This window comes from Streptomyces griseorubiginosus, from assembly GCF_001514195.1.
Lineage (GTDB): Bacteria > Actinomycetota > Actinomycetes > Streptomycetales > Streptomycetaceae > Streptomyces > Streptomyces griseorubiginosus.
Map to the genome: position 1 here is coordinate 671,309 of NZ_KQ948735.1, position 19,395 is coordinate 690,703.

Genomic DNA, 19,395 nt, shown 5'->3' on the forward strand with positions numbered 1-19,395 from the left:
GATCACTCAGCATGACAGGGTGCCGGGCCGTGAAGCGGGCGCGGCGTTCGTGGCGTGAATCACCTGATCCACCGCTCACAGGACTCCTACCTGCCGGTAGATTCAGAGCCTCCTGAACGATCAAGTCTGAAACTTGTTCTAGATTACCGTCTCGTCGTAATCTCGCGGGACAGTGCAGGCAGAAGGGGGCCCAGAGTGACCGCTGAGGCCAGTCAGGCGGGGTCTTCCGAGGACCTGGCCGCCGACGGCGAGCGACCGCTCCGTATCGCGCTCCTCACCTATAAGGGGAACCCGTTCTGCGGGGGCCAGGGGGTCTACACCCGGCACCTCTCACGCGAGTTGGCCCGCCTCGGGCACCACGTCGAGGTGATCGGCTCCCAGCCGTACCCCGTCCTCGACGGGGGCGTCCCGCTCACGGAGCTGCCCAGCCTCGACCTGTACCGCTCCCCGGACCCCTTCCGCACCCCGAAACGCGACGAGTACCGGGACTGGATCGACGCCCTGGAAGTCGCCACGATGTGGACCGGCGGCTTCCCCGAGCCGCTCACCTTCTCCCTGCGGGCCCGACGCCATCTCCGGGCCCGCACTGGTGAGTTCGACGTCGTCCACGACAACCAGACGCTCGGCTACGGCCTGTTGGGCGACATCGGCGCGCCGCTGGTGACCACCATCCACCACCCCATCACCGTGGACCGGCAGTTGGAGCTGGACGCGGCCGAGGGCTGGCAGCAGCGGCTCTCCAAGCGCCGCTGGTACGCCTTCACCCGGATGCAGAAGCGGGTGGCCCGCCGGCTGCCCTCCGTGCTCACCGTCTCCGGCACCTCCCGCCAGGAGATCGTCGACCACCTCGGCGTCAGCGACGACCGTATCCACGTCGTCCACATCGGCGCCGACACCAGCCTGTTCAAGCCGGATCCGGCCGTCCCGGTCGTGCCCGGCCGGATCGTGACGACCTCCAGCGCGGACGTCCCCCTCAAGGGCCTGGTCTTCCTCGTCGAGGCGCTCGCGAAAGTGCGCACCGAACACCCCGGCGCGCATGTGGTGGTCGTCGGCAAGCGGCCCACCGAGGGGCCGGTCGCCGTCGCCATCGAGCGCTACGGCCTCGAAGGCGCCGTCGACTTCGTCAAGGGCATCTCGGACGCGGAACTGGTCGACCTGGTCCGCTCCGCGGAGGTCGCCTGCGTGCCCTCGCTCTACGAGGGCTTCTCCCTCCCGGCCGCCGAGGCGATGGCGACCGGCACCCCGCTGGTCGCGACCACGGGCGGCGCGATCCCCGAGGTGGCCGGCCGCGACGGCGAGACGTGCCTCGCGGTACCGCCGGGGGACCCCGGCGCGCTGGCGGTGGCGCTGGGCCGGCTGCTGGCCGACCCGGACCTGCGGGCCCGGCTCGGAGCGGCGGGGCGCGAGCGCGTCCTCGCCCGTTTCACCTGGGCCCGCGCCGCCGAGGGCACGGTGACCCGCTACCGGGACGCGATCGCCGCCGGTGCGGGACGCGCCGCGGTCCCGACCCCGGCTCGTTCCGCGGCTTCCACCACCGCCCCCGCCACCCCGAGCAGCGCCGACCCCGAGAACGCCGCCGCCTCCACCTCCGACACCGGTGTCTATCCCGAAAGCAGGGCCACGTGCTGACCGTCGACTTCTCCCGGTTCCCGCTCGCGCCGGGCGACCGCGTCCTGGACCTCGGCTGCGGGGCCGGCCGGCACGCGTTCGAGTGCTACCGGCGCGGCGCCCAGGTCGTGGCCCTGGACCAGAACGCCGACGAGATCCGCGAGGTCGCCAAGTGGTTCGCGGCGATGAAGGAGGCCGGCGAGGCCCCCGAGGGCGCCACGGCCACCGCGATGGAGGGCGACGCGCTCGCCCTGCCCTTCCCCGACGAGTCCTTCGACGTCGTGATCATCTCCGAGGTCATGGAGCACATCCCCGACGACAAGGGCGTCCTCGCCGAGATGGTCCGGGTGCTCAAGCCCGGCGGCCGGATCGCGATCACCGTCCCGCGCTACGGCCCCGAGAAGGTCTGCTGGGCGCTGTCCGACGCCTACCACGAGGTCGAGGGCGGCCACATCCGCATCTACAAGGCGGACGAACTGCTCGCGAAGATCCGCGAGGCCGGACTGAAGCCGTACGGCACCCACCACGCGCACGCCCTGCACTCCCCGTACTGGTGGCTGAAGTGCGCGTTCGGTGTCGACAACGACAAGGCGCTGCCGGTGAAGGCGTACCACAAGCTCCTGGTCTGGGACATCATGAAGAAGCCGCTGGCGACGCGGGTCGCCGAACAGGCCCTCAACCCCCTGATCGGCAAGAGCTTCGTGGCCTACGCCACCAAGCCGCACCTGCCCGCCGTGTCCTCCGTGGACGCGCGGTGACGACTCCGCGTACCGAACACCTCGTCCTGCCCGGGGTGTTGACCGCCGAGCAGGCCGCCGGAACCGTCGCCGGGATCCTGGCCGTGCAGCGCGAGGACGGGGCGATCCCGTGGTTCCGCGGGCACCACCTCGACCCGTGGGACCACACCGAGGCCGCGATGGCACTGGACGCGGCGGGCGAGCACGAGGCCGCCGAGCGGGCCTACGAGTGGCTCGCCCGGCACCAGAACGAGGACGGTTCCTGGTACGCGGCCTACCAGGACGGCGACTTCGCGGAGGTCACCGACCGAGGGCGCGAGACGAACTTCGTCGCCTACATAGCCGTAGGCGTGTGGCACCACTACCTGTCCACCGGCGACGACACCTTCCTGGACCGGATGTGGCCCGCGGTGTACGCCGCGACGGAGTTCGTGCTGGCGCTCCAGCAGCCGGGCGGGCAGATCGGCTGGAAGCGCGACGAGGACGGTACGGCGGTCGCGGACGGCCTGCTGACCGGGTCGTCGTCGATCCACCACGCGCTGCGGTGCGCGCTCGCGATCGCCGAACAGCGCGAAGAGACGCAGCCGGACTGGGAGTTGGCCCTCGGCGCCCTGCGGCACGCGATCCGTCGCCACCCCGAGCGCTTCCTCGACAAGGACCGCTACTCCATGGACTGGTACTACCCGGTCCTGGGCGGGGCGTTGACCGGTACGGAGGCCAAGTCCCGTATCGAGGAGGGCTGGGAGCGGTTCGTCGTGCCCGGCCTCGGCGTGCGGTGTGTCGTCCCCAACCCGTGGGTGACGGGCGGGGAGTCGGCCGAACTCGCCCTCGCCCTGTGGGCGACCGGCGAGTCCGACCGGGCGCTGGACATCCTCCAGTCCATCCAGCATCTCCGGGACCCGGAGAGCGGGTTGTACTGGACGGGGTACGTGTTCGAGGACCAGGCGATCTGGCCCCGCGAACTCACGACGTGGACGGCGGGCTCGCTGCTGTTGGCTGTCGCCGCGCTCGGGGGGCATGAGGCCACGTGCGCGGTGTTCGGGGGCGACAGGTTGCCGTGCGGGTTGGATCCGGACTGCTGCGCCTAAGAGCTCGCGGGGTTCTGTGTGACGGCGGCTGCGGGTTGTTCGTGGCTTGTCGCGCAGTTCCCCGCGCCCCTGAGGGCGCGTTTCAGTGGCGGTGGGCCCGATTGGCTATGGCGTGGCCGACGAACAGGTAGACCACCGCGGCCAGGCCGTAGCCGGCGACTACTCGGGCCCAGGCCTCGTCGAAGGTGAAGAGGTCGTAGGACCAGCCGGCGAGCCAGCGGGCGGCATCGTGGATGAACTGCACGAAGTCGTTCCCGCGGTTGGCGTCCAGCAGGTACATGAGGATCCACAGGCCCAGGATGAGGGCCATGATGTCGGCGACGACCGCTATGACCGTCCCGGCGGAGTTGGCACCACGGCGCGTATGAGTGGACATGGTGTTCGAATGGCCGGGATTGCTCGAACGAAACCTGGCGTCATTCGTTGAGCTCCGCCAGCACCCGCAGAGTGTGCGCGTCCGGCGCCAGGGCCAGCAGGTCCGTCACCGGCCCCTTGCGCCACAACTCCAGCCGCTCGGCGATCCGTTCACGCGGGCCGACCAGCGAGATCTCGTCGGCGAACGCGTCGGGCACGGCGAGCACCGCCTCCTCGCGCCGCCCCTCCAGGAACAGCCGCTGGATCCTGCGGGCCTCCTCCTCGTACCCCATGCGGGCCATGAGGTCGGCGTGGAAGTTGCGGGCCGCGTGCCCCATCCCGCCGATGTAGAAGCCGAGCATCGTCTTGACGGGCAGCAGCCCTTCGGCCACGTCGTCGCACACCCGCACCTGGGCCATGGGCGCGACGAGGAACCCCTCGGGGGCGTCGGCGAGCGAGGCCTCGTACACCTCGGGCCGGGTCGGCGACCAGTACAGCGGCAGCCAGCCGTCCGCGATCCGGGTCGTCTGGGCGATGTTCTTCGGCCCCTCGGCACCGAGCAGGATCGGCAGGTCGGAGCGGAGGGGATGGGTGATCGGCTTCAGCGCCTTGCCGAGACCCGTCCCGTCCGGTCCCCGGTACGGCAGCGGATGGAACCGCCCCTCCGAGGCGACCGGCGCCTCCCGCCGCAGCACCTGCCGTACGACCTCGACGTACTCCCGGGTCGCGGTCAGCGGCGACTTCGGGAACGGCCTCCCGTACCACCCCTCCACCACCTGCGGGCCGGACAGGCCGAGGCCCAGCATCACCCGGCCGCCGGAGAGGTGGTCCAGGGTGAGGGCGTGCATGGCGGTCGTGGTCGGCGACCGGGCCGCCATCTGCGCAACCGCCGTACCCAGCCCGATCGTCGACGTCCGCGCCGCGATCCAGGTGAGCGGGGTGAACACGTCCGACCCCCACGACTCCGCCGTCCACACCGAGCGGTAGCCGAGCCGCTCGGCCTCCTGGGCCAGCGGCACATGGTCGGGGTTGGGGCCGCGACCCCAGTAACCGAGCGCAAGACCGAGCCGCACGACGCCTCCTGACGGTACGTCAGATCTCGGGGACCGAACGCGAATGTACGGCAACTGGCCTCGGCCCGGAAGGGGCGGTGGCTCCCGAACGGAGGGGGCGGGGTCTTCTAAACGCGGGGCGCGATGGCTCCCGAGCGGAAGGGCATGTGGCGAGGGCTCCCCGCCCAGAAGGGCGCGCGCGGCGACGGACCCTGCCCGGAAGGGCGTGTGCGGCGGGACCCCCGTCCGGAAGGGCGCGCGCGGCGACGGACCCTGCCCGGAAGACATGAACGGCAAGCGGCCCCCGTCCCGAAGGGCATGAACGGCCACCGGCCCCCACCCCGAAGGGTATGAACGGCGACGGCCCCCCGCCCGGAAAGAGCGAGGGGCCGTCGTACGACCTCGAAGGGCTCAGCCGCGCTGGATGCCGCTCGTGTCCTGGAGCACTCCGCGGCGACCGTCCTGCGTCTGGGCGATGAGACCAGGACCGCGCTGCTCCACGGCCAAGTACCAGGTGCCCGGCGCGAGTTCGGCGATCGGCGTCGGCGAACCGTCCTCCGCGAACAGCGGACGCGGCACCGGCACGGCGAACCAGAACGGCGAGAACTCCGCGGCCGGCGGCTGCGGGGCCGAGGCCTGCGGCTGCGCGCCGAAGGGCTGACCGGGCTGCGGCTGACCGCCGTAGGGCTGACCCGGCTGTCCGCCCTGCCCCTGCTGCTGCGCGCCCGGGTAGCCGTAACCACCGGGCGGCTGGGCGCCGTAGGGCTGCGGCTGGGGCGGCTTGGGGGCCGGGACCAGACCGGCCTGGAGGGCGGGGACGAGAGGCGTGGCGACGGCGGCCCCGGCCATGACGAGGGTCGCGACGAGAGCGAGGATCAGACCGATACCGGCGCTGACGCCACTGCCCGAACCGGAGCCGGCGTTGTCGGTGCCGCCCAGCGGGTCGAAGATGTTCCCGAGCGCGGTCCAGGCGGCGAACACGGTGAACGCGACGCCGAACTGGCCGAGATCGAGGCCCGCCACCTTGGGGACCTGCGGCAGGCCGCGCGAGGCGACGACGAGCCCGGCACCGATGATGCCCGCGAGAACGACCCCCATCAGAACCGGGCCACTCTCCCAGGAGTTGGGGAGTTCGGCGTCGTCGGGAGCCCCGTCGACCGCGTAGATGTCGAGGAACGACGCGATGAACAGCAATACCGCTGCTCCGATCACGACGCCGTCGCCTCGAGTGAGGGAGCGGATATTCACTTCAGGTCCTTCGTAGGTCGTCTCGTCGTCGGTAGACCCTATCGTCCGCCCTGGCGGAGCGTACGACGGGTGCAGCGCGCGGATCGTCACCCGTGCAGGAAACTCACGATTCCCTCAGAGATTCCTTGCGCGGCCTTCTGGCGCCAGGCCGCGCTGGTGAGCAACGCCGCGTCCTTGCTGTCGCGCATGTTGCCGCATTCGATGAAGACCTTGGGGACCGTCGACAGATTGAGACCGCCCAGATCGGTGCGGGTGACCATGCCGGTGCCGTTGCCGACGTAGTTGGCGGGCTTGGTGCCCGTCGCGCGTCCGAAGTCCGCCGCGATGCGCTTTCCGAGGGTGGCGGAAGGGGCGACGATACGGCGGGTGTCGGCGATGCCCTTGTGGACGCGGCCCGGCATGATCACGTGGTAGCCGCGCTGGCCCGCGCCCGCGCCGTCCGCGTGGATCGACACCACCGCATCGGCCTTGGCCCTGTTGCCGATCCGGGCCCGCTCGTCCACGCAGGGCCCGTAGGGCCGGTCGGCGTCCTGCGTCAACTTCACCGTGGCGCCCTGCTTCTCCAGCAGCGTGCGCAGCCGGTGGGCCACGTCGAGCGTGAACTTGGCCTCCGCGTAACCGGAGTTGGTGGACGTCCCCGTCGTGTCGCATTCCTTGCGGTTCGTACCGATGTCGACCTTGCGGTTGATCTCGGCTGTGTGCCGGAAGTTGGTGAGGTTGTGACCCGGGTCGATGACGACGACCTTCCCCTTGAGCGGAAGGGGCGGCTTCCTGTCGTCGGCGGTGGTGGAGGAGGTGGTCGGCGGGGCGGTGCTCGTCACCTTGCCCACCGCGACCGTCGTCCCGCCGCCTGAGTCGGCCGCCCCGCCCACCCCCTCGTACAGCAGCCACCCGAGCAGGGCGCCCGGCACCAGCACGGCGAGGGCGAGGGTCAGGGGCCGGCGGCGGGGGCGGCGCGGCTGCGGGGACTCGAATTCAGGGCCTGCGTACGACACGTCTGCGACTCTAACCCGACGCTCAGATCCCTGCCCGCGTCCTCCGCAACACCCGTAGCGAGTCGGTCGCGGAGACCTCCGTGAAGGCGCCGGAGGCGAGGGCCCGGAGGTAGATCCGGTACGGCGCCTGACCGGTGAACTCGTCCTCCGGTTCCGGGAACACGTCGTGGATGACGAGCAGTCCGCCCTCGGCGACGTGGGGGGCCCAGCCCTCGTAGTCGGCGTTCGCGTGCTCGTCGGTGTGGCCGCCGTCGACGAAGACGAGCCCGAGGGGGGTGTTCCATACGAGCGCGATCTGCGGGGAGCGTCCGACGAGCGCGACCACGTGGTCCTCCAGCCCGGCCCGGTACAGGGTCCGCCGGAAGGCCGGCAGCGTGTCCATCACCCCGAGCTCGGCGTCGACGGTCTCCGGGTCGTGGTACTCCCACCCCGGCTGCTGCTCCTCGCTGCCCCGGTGGTGGTCGACGGTCAGTGCGACCACCCCGGCCTCCCGGGCGGCGTCCCCGAGCAGGATGGCCGAGCGGCCGCAGTACGTGCCGACTTCGAGAAGCGGCAGCCCGAGCCGTCCGGCCTCCAGAGCGGCCTCGTACAGGGCCAGCCCTTCGCCCAGGGGCATGAACCCCTTCGCGGCCTCGAAGGAGGCGAGGATCTCGGGCTTGGGTGCGGCCGGGGGCATGGGGTTCCTCTCGGTGGTGCGGGGTCCGTTGGACGGGGTGGGTCTACGGGGCGCTCGTGCGAGTCGGTCGTACGGATCGGTGGATCGGCGGGTCTGCGGATCGGCGGGTCCGCGGATCGGTTGCGTCGGGTCGGTGGATCGGGCGCCGGCGTTGGTCGTGCGGATCGGTCGCCGGCCTTGGTCGTGCGGGTCGGTCGTGCGGGGCGGTCGTACGGGCAGCAGGTGCCGGAGCCCCTGCGACCGCCCATGCTGCCGCACGCCTCGTCGGAGGAGAGACGGGGGGGCGGGTGCCGGTCGTTCTGCGAGGGTGCGACGACTGGACCAGACCCCACCGCACTGGACCCGACCGGACCCCGGTGGACCAGACCCCACCGCACTGGACCCGACCCGACCCCGGTCGAACCGGACCCGACCGGATCGGCCCGGCTTCCAGTCACCGTCTGCGGTCCTACGGCCCCCGGCGCTCCCCTCCCGACGCACCGCACCCCCGTCCCAGGCGCGGAACGGGGGTGCGGTCGGTTGGGCGCGTCGGTCAGGTCGTGACCGTCTCGCCCGGCAGGGACAGGTCCAGGCTCACCGCGCGCTCGTCCCCGGTGTGCGTCGCCGACGACGCGAGCGGACCGTGCCCCACGGCTCGCGCGGCGAGCACATACGCACCGCCGCCCGGCACGCTGAGGGCGTACACCCCGTCCTCGTCGGCGACGGCGGAACCCGCCTGCCGTCCCCGCCGGTCGATCAGCGTGACCTTGGCCCGCGCGACCGGAGCGCCGGCGGCGTCGAGGACCCGGCCCCGGAAGCCCCGAAGGACCTCCTCCGCGTGCTCCAGGTTCGCCTCCTCCTCGCTGCTGGCCCGCAGCTGCGGAGCCCGGTTCGGCTTCGGCAGGAACACCGCCATCAGCAGTCCGATCGCCACCGCACCCGTCGCGATCAGGAACGACACCCGGAAGCCGTGCATCGTCGGGATCGCGACACCCCCGACGTCGTTCGCCGTGTTCGCCAGCACCATCCCGATCACGGCGCTCGACACGGACGTACCGATGGAACGCATCAGCGTGTTGAGGCCGTTCGCCGCGCCCGTCTCCGACGCCGGGACGGCCCCGACGATCAGCGCGGGGAGCGAGGAGTACGCGAGACCGATGCCGGCGCCGAGCACGACCGCGATCACGAGGCTCTGCCAGGCCGCGCTCATGAGGCCGAGGCCCGCGCCGTAGCCGATCGCGATGATCAGCATGCCGAGGATGAGGGTGAACTTGGGGCCGTACTTCGCGGACAGCCGGGCGTACACCGGCGCCGTGACCATCATCGTCAGGCCCAGCGGGGCGACCAGCAGACCCGCGACGACCATCGACTGGCCGAGGCCGTAGCCCGTGGCCTTCGGGAGCTGGAGCAGCTGCGGAAGGACCAGCGAGACGACGTAGAAGGAGACACCCACCATGATCGACGCCAGGTTGGTGAAGAGGACCGCCGGGCGGGCCGTGGTGCGCAGGTCGACCAGGGGGGCCTTCACCCGCAGCTCCATGACGCCCCACAGGACGAGGACGACCGCGGAGGCGGCGAACAGGCCGAGCGTGGTGCCGGAGGTCCAGCCCCAGTCGCTGCCCTTGGTGATCGGCAGGAGGAAGAGGACCAGGCCGGTGGAGAGGCCGATCGCGCCCAGCACGTCGAAGGTGCCTTCGGCGCGCGCCGGGGACTCCGGTACGACGAGGAGGGTGAGGCCGATCGCGAGGGCGCCGAGGCCGGCCGCGCCGTAGAAGAGGGCGTGCCAGTCGGCGTGCTGGGCGACCAGCGCCGCGAGCGGCAGCGCGAGTCCGCCGCCGACGCCGATGGAGGAGCTCATCAGCGCCATCGCCGAGCCGAGCTTCTCGCGGGGCAGCATGTCGCGCATCAGCCCGATGCCGAGGGGGATCGCGCCCATGGCGAAGCCCTGGAGGGTACGGCCGGCGATCATCGTGAGCAGGTCGCTGGTGAGGGCGCTGACCAGCGCGCCGACGACCATCACCGCGAGGCTGAGGATCAGCATGCGGCGCTTGCCGTACAGGTCGCCGAGGCGGCCCATGATCGGGGTGGCGACGGCACCCGAGAGCAGGGTGGACGTCAGGACCCAGGTGGCGTTGCTGGGCTCTGTGTTCAGCAGCTGCGGCAGGTCCTTGATCACCGGGACGAGCAGGGTCTGCATCACCGCGACCACGATGCCCGCGAAGGCGAGCACCGGGACGACAGCGCCGGACGCTCTCCGGTTGGGCTGGTCTGTCGGCGTGTGCGTCATGTGAGGGAGGCCTCCGGGCCTGGAAGATCGGCTTACGTGTGGGATGAACTACGTATGCATGGGCAACTATTCCGATGCTTCGGCGTACTAACGATTTCTTTATATTCTCTTGGGAAAGCGGGCCCCGGTTGAGAGCATGACCGTCATGCTCGAAGCCCCTGACGTCGCTCATGTGTCCGGCCGCTCCCGTCCCGCACCCCCCGCCTGGCTGGTCGTGGCGCTGGCCTGCGCCGGCCAGTTCCTGGTCGTGCTCGACGTGTCCGTCGTCAACGTGGCGCTGCCCTCCATCCGCGCCGACCTGGGCATGAGCGGCACCGGACTCCAGTGGGTCGTGAACGCCTACTCCATCGCCTTCGCCGGGTTCATGCTGCTCGGCGGCCGGGCCGGTGACCTCTACGGGCGCAAGCGGATGTTCCTGGTCGGGCTCGGCCTGTTCACCGGGGCCTCGCTGGCCGGCGGCCTGGCCGAGGGCGGTGGACAGCTGCTGCTCGCCCGCGCGGCGCAGGGTCTCGGCGCGGCGGTGCTGGCGCCCGCGACCCTCACCATCGTGACCTCGGCCGTCCCGGAGGGCCCCGCGCGGGCCCGCGCGATCGCCACCTGGACCGCCGTGGGCGCGGGCGGCGGCGCGGCCGGCGGCTTCTTCGGCGGCCTCCTGGTGGACACCCTGTCCTGGCGCTGGGTGCTGCTGATCAACGTGCCGGTCGGCGCGGTGGTCCTGCTCGGCTCGCTGCTGTGGCTGACCGAGAGCCGCGCCGGCGACGGCCGACGCCTCGACCTGCCCGGCGCCCTGCTGGTCACCGGGGGACTGGCGGTCCTGGCGTACGGCATCTCACAGACCGAGGCCTCGGGCTGGACGGCCGCCGCCACCCTGGTGCCGCTGGCCGTCGGAGCGGCGCTCGTGGCCGCGTTCCTCCTCGTCGAGTCCCGTACGGCGGCTCCGCTGATGCCCCTCGGACTGCTCAGGGTGCGGGCGGTGGCGTCGGCGAACGCGGCGATGTTCCTCAGCGGCTCCGCCCTGTTCTGCACCTGGTACTTCATCACCCTGTACGCCCAGAACGTCCTCGGGTACTCGCCGCTGGACGCCGGACTCTCCATGCTGCCCAGCTCCCTGGCCATCGTGCTCGGCTCCAAGCTCGCGCCCCGTCTGATGCGCCGGCTCGGAGCGCGCCATGTGGCGGTCCTCGGGACCGTCGTCGCGCTCACCGGCTACGCCTGGCAGTCGACGATGACGGCGGACGGCCGGTACGTCACCTCGATCATGATCCCCGGGATCCTGATGATGCTCGGCGCGGGCCTCGCCTCGACCCCGCTCGCCTCCCTGGCCACGTCCGGGGCGGCGCCGGGGGAGGCGGGCCTGGTCTCCGGCCTCATCAACACCTCCCGCACGATGGGCGGCTCACTGGGACTGGCGGTCCTGTCGACGGTCGCGGCGGCGCGCACGGGCGGCGAGATTTCGAGCGTGGCCCTGACGGAGGGGTATGCGCTGGCCTTCCGGGCGGGGACGGTCGTGCTGGCGGGGGCGGTGGTGCTGATGGTGGTGTGGTTGCCGAGGAGGGTGTCGGCGGGTGAGGGAGGCGCCAGTGACCGGGGGACGCCGGGCGGGTGACAGAGGTGGCGGTGACGGGGGAACGCCGGTCCGGTGACGGAAGTAGCGGTGGCGGGGGCGCCGGTCTGGTGAGGCGCTGAAAAAGTTTCCGGTCGGGCGAGGCAACGGTCCGGCGTGCTCATGGACTCCTTCAGGCATCTAGGAGGTGCTCATGGGGGATCGGAAACAGGCCCGGGACGAGGAGTTCCAGGGCTTCGTCATCGGCCGCTGGCCACGGCTGATGCGCACGGCATTTCTTCTCACGGGGGAGCAGCACGCGGCGGAGGACCTGGTCCAGTCGACGCTCGAACAGGTCTACGTGGCCTGGCGGAAGGTCGGCTCGGCCGATGACCCCGAGGCGTACGTACGGCGCGTGATGGTCAACGCCCACGCGCGCAAGCACCGCAGAAAACTCAGGGAGTTTCTGGCAAGGGGCGACGACTCCGGCCTGGTGCGCGAGATCGCCGACACCGGCGACCGCATCGCCCAGGCCGACGACCGCAGCGCCCTGCTGAAGGCGCTGGCCCAACTCCCTCCCCGGCAGCGGGAGGCGGTGGTCCTGCGCTACTGGGAGGACCTGACCGAGACACAGACGGCCGAGGCGATGGGCTGCTCGGTCGGCTCGGTGAAGAGCAACGCGGCCAAGGGGATCGCGAAACTTCGCGCCATACCCGGACTGGCCGACACGGTGACGCAGGGAGGCCGGAAGTGACGAGCGCGGACCGGGAGACGAACCACCACATGAGCGACAGCGACATCGCCCTCCTGCTGGCCGACGCCACCGACGAGGTCGAGATCGGCATAGCCCCCTACGACGCGGTGATCCGCGGTGGCCGCAGGCGCCGGGCCCGCCGCTGGGCGGTGGCCGCGGCCACGGCACTGGTGCTCGCGGGCTCCTCGGCGACGCTCGCCGCGGCGGGGCTGCCGGGCCGGGACAGCGGCGGCGAAGGGGCGGTCGCCACCCAGCCACCGGCCACGGCCACCCGCACGCCCGGCGTGTTCGAGCCCGCCAACCGGGTCACCCTGGCGTCGGGCACGGAGGACGGCAAGGAGTGGCGGGTCACCATCGACACCTGGCCGGCGCCGGTCGACACGGCGGAGGCCCGGGCCACGTTGAACGCGATGCGGGCGCACGGCGAGTACCCGGCCGACATCCGCAAGGCCTCGGATCTGGTGGGCAAGGTGGCGTACTTCGTGCACCGCGACTACGGGGGCGCGTCGACCATGGTCCTGGAGAACGCGGTCCCCGCGTCGGACGTCATGACCCGCTCCGACATCACGTACATCCCCGTCCCACTCGACCCCGGCCGCACCGAGGACATCCGTCTCGTCGTCGGCTCCGTCGCCAAGGTGGCCCCACGCGTCGACTGCGCCTGGACCGATGGCACGGTGACCGTGGTGAAGAGGGCCGTTTCCGGCACCGGCACCGATGTCGAGGCGATCCGGCAAGTCGAGGGCTCGCCCTACGCCTGGTTCGTGTGCCTGGCGCCGAAGGAGGCGCAGTTCAAGTCGGTGGAGGTGATCAAGTAGGGGGCGGTGACACCGCAGGCCGGGGGGTGGTCACAGCCACCCCTGCTGCCGGGCCGCCCGTACCGCCTCCATCCGGTTGCGCGTGCCGGTCTTCCCGATGGCGGCGGAGAGGTAGTTGCGGACGGTGGACTCGGACAGGTGGAGCCTGTCGGCGATGTCGGCCACCGTCGCGCCGTCCGTGGAGGCCTTGAGGACCTCGCACTCGCGGGCGGTGAGCGGGTTCGGGCCGGCGCTGAGGGCGGCCGCGGCGAGGGCGGGGTCGATCACGGTCTCACCGGTCAGCACCCGGCGGATGCACGCGGCCAGCTCCTCCACGGGCCCGTCCTTGACGAGGAAGCCGGCGGCACCCGCCTCCATCGCCCGGCGCAGATAGCCGGGCCGCCCGAAGGTGGTCAGGATCAGCACCCGGCAGTCCGGCACCTGGTCGCGCAGCTCGGCGGCGGCCTCCAGACCGCTCATGCCCGGCAGTTCGATGTCGAGCAGGGCCACGTCGGGGCGGTGCGTGAGGGCCGCGTCCACGATCGCGTCCCCCCTCGCGACCTTGGCCACGACTTGCATGTCCGGCTCCATCCCGAGCAGCAGCGCGAGCGCCCCGCGCATCATGCCCTGATCCTCGGCGAGCAGAACGCGGATCGACTTGGAGGGCCGGTGATCCCGTGGCATCTCGTTCACGACCCAAGCGTAGGGGGCGGGGGGCGACTTGACCTGGGTGCGCTGACGCGCATGGTCCTTGAGAACTGAAGAGTGAGAACTGAAGAGGGAGCGGCTAGGGCGGGGGCTGCGGGGTGCGAGGTGGGGGGCGGCGCGGGGTCAAGGGGCGGCGCGAGGTCAAGGGGCGCGGGGTGGAGGGGCGGCGCGGGGTCAAGGGGCGGCGCGAGGTCAAGGGGCGCGGGGTAGGGGGGGCGGCGCGGGGTGAAGGGGCGCCAGGTGGAGGGGCGCCCGGAGCAACGCGCCGCCGTACATGGTCCCCGACGGTCAGCTCGACGTGGCCTTCGTGCACGGGACCCGGGGAGGCGAAGGGGCTTGCCGTCTTGACCCTTCGGCCCGACGAAGCCGACCCCGGCGGTCGCGCTGTGGGCGGAGGCGCCCGGTGTACGGATCTATGCGCACACCCGAGCGTCGGCCTCTCGCGGTGTACGGACTCAGGCGTTGGCCCTTCCCGGTGCACGAACCCCGGCGTTGGCCCCGCCCGCTGTACGGACCGATGCGTACGCCGTGCGCCGGTCCTCCCTGTGCACGGACCCATGCCCACGCCCGGACACCGGCCCTTCCTGTACGGGCGTCATCGAAGCCCCGCGCGCGAGCCCCCTGACCGCCCCCGGGCTCGCTGACGTTCGGCGTCGATGCACCGGCGACGCCCGTCCGCTAGCCGGCCCGCACCGGCCCACCGGCCCCCGCCGCATCAGCCTGCCGCGCTACCTCGGCCAACTCCGCTGCACCACCCGGCATCTCTCCACCACCCGGCGCCTCTCCACCACTCCACCCCGGCTCCACCGAATCGACCGGCAGCTCGGCCCGTACCACGAACCCGCCCCGTGGTCCGGCCCCGGCCTCCAGCCGCCCTCCGGCCGCGGCCAGCCGCTCGGCGAGGCCCTTGAGCCCGGTCCCGCCGATCCCCGATGTCTGCGCCTCGGCCACCATGTCGGCGGCACAAATCTGCGTAGCCCGCTCAGGCGGCGCAGTCCCGGTGCCGTCGCTCCCCGCAGAGTCGCGCGCCCCCGCGAGCTCTCCCCGGCCGTCGTCCCACACCCGCAGCCGCACCCGTTCCGCCGAGCCGTCCACGGAGATCTCGCACCGGGTCGCCCCACTGTGCCGGACGGTGTTGGTCACCGCCTCGCGGACCACCCAGCCCAGCAACGCCTCGGTCTGGGCGGCCAGCGGCGGGCCGGAGAGATGGACGGTCGGCTCGATGCCCGCGGCGCGCAGTGCAGAGGCAGCTCGGTCGAGGTCGGCGCTGAGGCTGCCCTCGCGATAGCCCGTCACCGCCTCACGGATCTCGACGAGGGCTTGACGGCCGACCGACTCGATGTCGGAGATCTGGACGAGCGCCGCGTCCAGGTTGCCCGGAGCCAGCCGACGGGCCGCCTCCGACTTGACCACGATCACGGACAGGGTGTGGCCGAGAAGATCGTGCAGGTCCCGGGAGAACCGCAGGCGTTCCTCCTCGACCGCGCGCCGGGCCAGTTCCTCACGGGCCTCCCGCAACTGCCGTACCGCCTCGGAGAGGGAGAGAATTGCGGCCGTGACCATCGTGGAGATCCACGTGGCGTAGGCGGTGTCGAGCCCGCCCCAGCCGTCGCGGAGGACGGAGGCCACGCCGGCGACCACCGTCACCACGGCAGCCACCCAGCGCAGGTGCGGCAGCCGCACCACCGCGCCGGTCGCGAGTCCGAACAGGGGGAAGAACAGCAGCCAGTTCCCGCCGTACCCCATCGCCAGCCCGCAGGTCACCAGACCCAGCACCACCAGCGCCAGCCGTGTGGAGAGCGAGTCCCGGGTCTCCCTGCGAAAGGCGCGGAAGGCGACGTAGATGTAGAGCGAGTTGAAGGTGAGCAGCCCGAGACCGGCGATCCAGGGGTCGGCGGCCTCGCCCTGGAAGAGGTTGGAGAACGCGCCCATCCCCAGCAGCAGCCACGGCAGAAGCCCGAAGCCGCTGCCGAGCCCGGCGTTCGTGGGGACGTCACCGGCCTTCTGCGCGGCCTTGTACTCGGCCTTGAGCTGCTTCTTGTTGGCCTCGTAGTACCGCTGGTGCTCCCGCGCCGAGCGCACCTCCCGGCGGAGTTCGCCCACGCGGCACGAGAGCTTGCGCGACCAGGACATGACCGTTCCTCCGCTCCGAGGTTCCCGGCGTGCGGCCGGGACGACGGGAACAACGCTACGGAGCGGCATCCCGGTCCGGGAGATGCGGATGTACGGACTCGGGCAGGACAAATGTCCCGGGTGCCGGAACCGGGAGAACCCGCGAGCCGGGAGAACTCGCGAGCCGGGAGAACCCGCGAGCCAGGGAAAGCCGCGAACCTGACACTCCGTCAGGAGCCTTCACAAGTGCGGTGGGCTCGGCTATACAGAGGGCGCCGGACTGGAACGCGTTCTAGATCGGCCCGCGACGACCTCGGTGCGGCCGACGGTGCGGACGGCCGTACCGAGGTCTTCAATCCGTCACTGTCAGGAGCCGTATGCCCATCGATGCCGCCGCAGCCCTCGCCGCCGAGCCCCGGACCGGCGAGATCTCCTGGACCTCGAAGGACGTCCAGCTCTACCACCTCGGGATCGGCGCGGGCATCCCCGCCACCGACCCCGACGAACTGCGCTACACCCTCGAATCCCGGCTGCACGTCCTGCCGAGCTTCGCCACCGTCGCCGGTTCCGGGTCGCCCGGGGTGATCAGCGGGCTGTCCATGCCGGGCATCGAGGTCGACCTCGCCCGGGTGCTGCACGGCGGGCAGAGTCTCGTCATCCACCGGCCCCTCCCCGTGGCGGGCACCGCCACCGCCACCAACCGGATCGCCGCCGTCTACGACAAGGGCAAGGCGGCCGTCCTGGTCCTGCGGACCGAAGTCGCGGACGCCGAGGGCCCGTTGTGGACCAACGACGCGCAGATCTTCGTCCGGGGAGAGGGCGGCTGGGGCGGCGACCGAGGCCCCTCCGCCCGTCTCGAACCCCCGGCCGGCGAGCCCGACCGGACCGTCGAACGCCCCGTCCGCGAGGACCAGGCACTGCTGTACCGGCTCTCCGGCGACTGGAACCCCCTGCACGCCGACCCGGAGTTCGCCAAGGTGGCGGGCTTCGAGCGGCCCATCCTGCACGGGCTGTGCACCTACGGCATCACGCTCAAGGCGGTCGTGGACACCCTGCTCGGCGGGGACGTGACCCGGGTGCGGTCCTACGACACCCGGTTCGCCGGGGTCGTCTACCCGGGGGAGACCTTGCGGATCCGGATGTGGCACACCCCGGAGTCCACCAGGGTCGCCGTCAGCGCCGTCGAACGCGACGACGCGCCCGTCCTCGCCGACACCATCGTCGAACACGCCTGAGCACCCGCTCCAGAACCCCGCTCCAGAACCCGCCTGAGCACCCGCTCCAGGACACGCCTGAGAGCCCGCTCCAGAACACTCCTGAACCAGCACGCCGTACGAGGGGAGCCGCACCATGCGCGCAGCCGTACTGCACGAGATAGGCCAGGAAAAACTCGAGGTCCTCGACGACGTCGAGGCGGTGGGCTTCGGGCCCGGCCGGGTGCGGATCCGGGTCCGGGCCACCGGCCTGTGCCACTCCGACCTGTCCGCGATGGGCGGGGTCCTGCCGCAGCCGGCGCCCTTCGTCCCCGGGCACGAGGGCGCGGGGGAGATCGTCGAGGTCGGCGAGGGAGTCGGGCACCTGAAGCCCGGTGACCGGGTCGTCGTCTGCTGGCTGCCGGCCTGCGGGGTCTGTCCGGCCTGCAAGCGCGGCCAGACCGAGCTGTGCCTGGCCGGGTTCATGAACGCGGGCACCCCCAACTTCCGGCGCCCCGGCGGAGATGTCTTCGGGTTCGCGGGCACCGGCACCTTCGCCGAGGAGGTCGTCGTCGACGCGGGCTGCGCGGTGCCGATCCCCGACGACGTGCCCTTCGACATAGCCGCCCTGATCGGCTGCGGGGTCACCACCGGGCTCGGAGCCGCGCTCAACACCGCGGACGTGGAGGCCGGTTCGTCGGTCGCCGTCATCGGCTGCGGCGGCGTCGGCATCTCCGCCATCCAGGGGGCCCGCCTCAAGGGCGCCGCCGAGATCGTCGCCGTCGACCCGGTCGCCTCCCGCCGCGAGTCCGCCCTGAAGTTCGGCGCCACCCGGGCCGTCTCCCCGGACGAACTCGCCGACGCCAAGCAGCAGGTCACCGCCGGTGAGGGCTTCGACTACGTCTTCGAGGTCGTCGGCAGGTCGGCGACCGCCCGCACGGCGTACGAGACGACCCGGCGCGGCGGCACCCTGGTGATCGTCGGCGCGGGCGCCATGGACGACTTCCTCCAGCTCAACATGTTCGAGCTGTTCTTCGACGAGAAGCGCATCCTGCCGTCCATGTACGGCGGCGGGGACGTGCTGCGCTCCTACGAGCGGACCATCGCCCTGTGGCGGGCCGGCCGCGTCGACCTGGACGGCCTGATCACCCACCGGGTGCCGCTGAGCGAGATCAACGAGGCGCTCGACCAGATGCGGACGGGGACTTCCCTCCGCACGTGCATCGAGATCTGAGGAACCCCACTGATGTCGCTGCCACTTGAGGGACTGTCGGCCGTCGTCACCGGTGCCGGCCGGGGGCTCGGCCGGGCCGAGGCGCTGGAGTTGGCGCGGCTCGGCGCGGCCGTGGTCGTCAACGACTACGGACAGCCCGGCCGGGACGGCTCCGGCGAGGCCTCCGCGGGCCCCGCCGAGCAGGTCGTCGAGGAGATCCGGGCCGCGGGGGGACAGGCCCGTGCCCACACGGGTGACGTCGGCGACCACCAACAGGCGCGGGAACTGGTCGAGTTGGCGATCGCGGAGTTCGGCAAGCTCGACATCCTCGTCAACAACGCGGGCATCCTGCGCGACCGCATGGTCTTCTCCATGACCGAGGGCGAGTGGGACGCGGTGATCCGGGTCCACCTCAAGGGCCACTTCAACACGACCCGGTTCGCGGCGGCGCACTGGCGTGAGCGGTCCAAGGCGGCCGGTGGGCCGGTGTACGGCCGTATCGTCAACACCTCCTCGGAGGCGTTCCTCGCCGGGTCCGCGGGGCAGCCCAACTACGCGGCCGCCAAAGGGGGAATCGTCGGACTCACCACCTCCACCGCCCTCGCGCTCGCCAAGTACGGCGTCACCGCCAACGCCATCTGCCCGCGCGCCCGCACCCGGATGACCGAGGACGTCTTCGCGGGAGCGGGCTTCGAGCAGCCGGAGTCGGGACTCGACCCGCTCGCCCCCGAGCATGTCGCCCCGCTCGTCGGCTACTTGGCGTCACCGGCCGCCGAGCGCGTCAACGGCCAGTTGCTCGTCGTACACGGAGGGATGATCGCCGTCGTCGAACGACCGCGGGTGCAGGCCAAGTTCGACAGCAAGCAGGACACCTTCACCTACGACGAACTCGACACGCTGCTCACCCCGCACTACGCGCGGCGGCCGACGGGGGAGACCTTCGCGGCGGCCGAAGTGCTGGGGCTGAAACGGGGGGAGTGAACGGGGGGCAGACCGGGCGGTGAACGCGCAACGGCCCGCTCCCCGTGAGAGGAGCGGGCCGTGTGTCGTC

The 19,395-nt window shown here is 71.9% G+C and carries 17 protein-coding genes; 9 read left to right on the forward strand and 8 right to left on the reverse strand.

Annotated features, from left to right (window positions below):
- Positions 1-195: 195 nt before the first annotated feature.
- From AQJ54_RS09550 to AQJ54_RS09560, 3 genes are read left to right on the forward strand one after another with little or no spacing between them, the layout of a single operon-like run.
- Positions 196-1,629: a glycosyltransferase family 4 protein gene (locus tag AQJ54_RS09550; protein ID WP_062235946.1), complete on the forward strand. Its 1,434-nt coding sequence runs from the start codon at positions 196-198 to the stop codon at positions 1,627-1,629.
- Entirely contained in the window at positions 1,623-2,366 is a 744-nt protein-coding gene (locus tag AQJ54_RS09555) for a class I SAM-dependent methyltransferase (RefSeq protein WP_062025170.1), read from the forward strand. The genes AQJ54_RS09550 and AQJ54_RS09555 overlap by 7 nt, the downstream gene beginning before the upstream one ends.
- Positions 2,363-3,433, forward strand: coding sequence for a prenyltransferase/squalene oxidase repeat-containing protein (locus AQJ54_RS09560; RefSeq protein ID WP_062025168.1), 1,071 nt, complete (start codon positions 2,363-2,365; stop codon positions 3,431-3,433). The genes AQJ54_RS09555 and AQJ54_RS09560 overlap by 4 nt, the downstream gene beginning before the upstream one ends.
- An 82-nt stretch (positions 3,434-3,515) precedes the next feature.
- Here AQJ54_RS09560 and AQJ54_RS09565 read toward each other — a convergent pair whose 3' ends face one another.
- The 6 genes from AQJ54_RS09565 to AQJ54_RS09590 all read right to left on the reverse strand — a co-directional run bounded on the left by AQJ54_RS09565 (position 3,516) and on the right by AQJ54_RS09590 (position 10,024).
- Positions 3,516-3,809, reverse strand: coding sequence for a hypothetical protein (locus AQJ54_RS09565; protein WP_028810033.1), 294 nt, complete (start codon positions 3,807-3,809; stop codon positions 3,516-3,518).
- 40 nt (positions 3,810-3,849) lie between these two features.
- Positions 3,850-4,860, reverse strand: coding sequence for an LLM class F420-dependent oxidoreductase (locus tag AQJ54_RS09570; protein WP_062235949.1), 1,011 nt, complete (start codon positions 4,858-4,860; stop codon positions 3,850-3,852).
- 390 nt (positions 4,861-5,250) lie between these two features.
- The gene (locus AQJ54_RS09575; RefSeq protein ID WP_062235951.1) at positions 5,251-6,087 is read right to left on the reverse strand and encodes a DUF5336 domain-containing protein; all 837 of its coding nucleotides are present in this window, start codon (positions 6,085-6,087) and stop codon (positions 5,251-5,253) included.
- An 86-nt stretch (positions 6,088-6,173) separates the two neighbouring features.
- Positions 6,174-7,082, reverse strand: coding sequence for an N-acetylmuramoyl-L-alanine amidase (locus tag AQJ54_RS09580; protein ID WP_062235954.1), 909 nt, complete (start codon positions 7,080-7,082; stop codon positions 6,174-6,176).
- 22 nt (positions 7,083-7,104) lie between these two features.
- Positions 7,105-7,758, reverse strand: coding sequence for a class I SAM-dependent methyltransferase (locus AQJ54_RS09585; RefSeq protein ID WP_062025161.1), 654 nt, complete (start codon positions 7,756-7,758; stop codon positions 7,105-7,107).
- A 532-nt stretch (positions 7,759-8,290) separates the two neighbouring features.
- Positions 8,291-10,024 (reverse strand): MFS transporter, encoded by a 1,734-nt coding sequence (locus AQJ54_RS09590; protein WP_062235957.1) that lies wholly within the window; start codon positions 10,022-10,024, stop codon positions 8,291-8,293.
- Between the two features lie 136 nt (positions 10,025-10,160).
- On the opposite strand from AQJ54_RS09590, the gene AQJ54_RS09595 reads away from it, so the two are divergent.
- The 3 genes from AQJ54_RS09595 (at position 10,161) to AQJ54_RS09605 (ending at position 13,139) form a co-directional block, all read left to right on the forward strand.
- Complete coding sequence (locus AQJ54_RS09595; protein ID WP_062235960.1) at positions 10,161-11,630, forward strand: MFS transporter; 1,470 nt, start codon at positions 10,161-10,163, stop codon at positions 11,628-11,630.
- Between the two features lie 151 nt (positions 11,631-11,781).
- On the forward strand, positions 11,782-12,321 hold the full coding sequence (locus AQJ54_RS09600; protein WP_062025155.1) for a SigE family RNA polymerase sigma factor: 540 nt from the start codon (positions 11,782-11,784) through the stop codon (positions 12,319-12,321).
- Complete coding sequence (locus AQJ54_RS09605; RefSeq protein ID WP_062025154.1) at positions 12,318-13,139, forward strand: hypothetical protein; 822 nt, start codon at positions 12,318-12,320, stop codon at positions 13,137-13,139. Before AQJ54_RS09600 ends, AQJ54_RS09605 begins: the two co-directional genes overlap by 4 nt.
- A 30-nt stretch (positions 13,140-13,169) precedes the next feature.
- Here AQJ54_RS09605 and AQJ54_RS09610 read toward each other — a convergent pair whose 3' ends face one another.
- Together AQJ54_RS09610 and AQJ54_RS09615 are read right to left on the reverse strand one after the other, a co-directional pair.
- Positions 13,170-13,802 (reverse strand): response regulator transcription factor, encoded by a 633-nt coding sequence (locus AQJ54_RS09610; RefSeq protein WP_062237081.1) that lies wholly within the window; start codon positions 13,800-13,802, stop codon positions 13,170-13,172.
- Positions 13,803-14,504: 702 nt separating this feature from the next.
- Positions 14,505-15,959 carry a sensor histidine kinase gene (locus AQJ54_RS09615; protein WP_062235963.1) on the reverse strand — a complete coding sequence of 485 codons (1,455 nt, stop codon included), beginning with the start codon at positions 15,957-15,959 and terminating at the stop codon, positions 14,505-14,507.
- A gap of 356 nt (positions 15,960-16,315) precedes the next feature.
- Between AQJ54_RS09615 and AQJ54_RS09620 the strand changes: the two genes are divergently transcribed.
- The 3 genes from AQJ54_RS09620 (at position 16,316) to AQJ54_RS09630 (ending at position 19,325) form a co-directional block, all read left to right on the forward strand.
- Entirely contained in the window at positions 16,316-17,173 is an 858-nt protein-coding gene (locus AQJ54_RS09620; RefSeq protein ID WP_062235966.1) for a MaoC/PaaZ C-terminal domain-containing protein, read from the forward strand.
- 115 nt (positions 17,174-17,288) lie between these two features.
- Entirely contained in the window at positions 17,289-18,365 is a 1,077-nt protein-coding gene (locus AQJ54_RS09625; protein ID WP_062235968.1) for a Zn-dependent alcohol dehydrogenase, read from the forward strand.
- A 12-nt stretch (positions 18,366-18,377) separates the two neighbouring features.
- Complete coding sequence (locus tag AQJ54_RS09630; RefSeq protein WP_062235970.1) at positions 18,378-19,325, forward strand: 3-oxoacyl-ACP reductase; 948 nt, start codon at positions 18,378-18,380, stop codon at positions 19,323-19,325.
- Positions 19,326-19,395: the final 70 nt, after the last annotated feature.

Coding starts and splice junctions, on each gene's coding strand:
- AQJ54_RS09565 (WP_028810033.1), bottom strand. CDS start 3,809: ATGTCCACTCATACGCGCCGTGGTGCCAACTCCGCCGGGACGGTCATA.
- AQJ54_RS09585 (WP_062025161.1), bottom strand. CDS start 7,758: ATGCCCCCGGCCGCACCCAAGCCCGAGATCCTCGCCTCCTTCGAGGCC.
- AQJ54_RS09590 (WP_062235957.1), bottom strand. CDS start 10,024: ATGACGCACACGCCGACAGACCAGCCCAACCGGAGAGCGTCCGGCGCT.
- AQJ54_RS09595 (WP_062235960.1), top strand. CDS start 10,161: ATGACCGTCATGCTCGAAGCCCCTGACGTCGCTCATGTGTCCGGCCGC.
- AQJ54_RS09600 (WP_062025155.1), top strand. CDS start 11,782: ATGGGGGATCGGAAACAGGCCCGGGACGAGGAGTTCCAGGGCTTCGTC.
- AQJ54_RS09610 (WP_062237081.1), bottom strand. CDS start 13,802: ATGCCACGGGATCACCGGCCCTCCAAGTCGATCCGCGTTCTGCTCGCC.
- AQJ54_RS09615 (WP_062235963.1), bottom strand. CDS start 15,959: ATGTCCTGGTCGCGCAAGCTCTCGTGCCGCGTGGGCGAACTCCGCCGG.
- AQJ54_RS09620 (WP_062235966.1), top strand. CDS start 16,316: ATGCCCATCGATGCCGCCGCAGCCCTCGCCGCCGAGCCCCGGACCGGC.
- AQJ54_RS09625 (WP_062235968.1), top strand. CDS start 17,289: ATGCGCGCAGCCGTACTGCACGAGATAGGCCAGGAAAAACTCGAGGTC.
- AQJ54_RS09630 (WP_062235970.1), top strand. CDS start 18,378: ATGTCGCTGCCACTTGAGGGACTGTCGGCCGTCGTCACCGGTGCCGGC.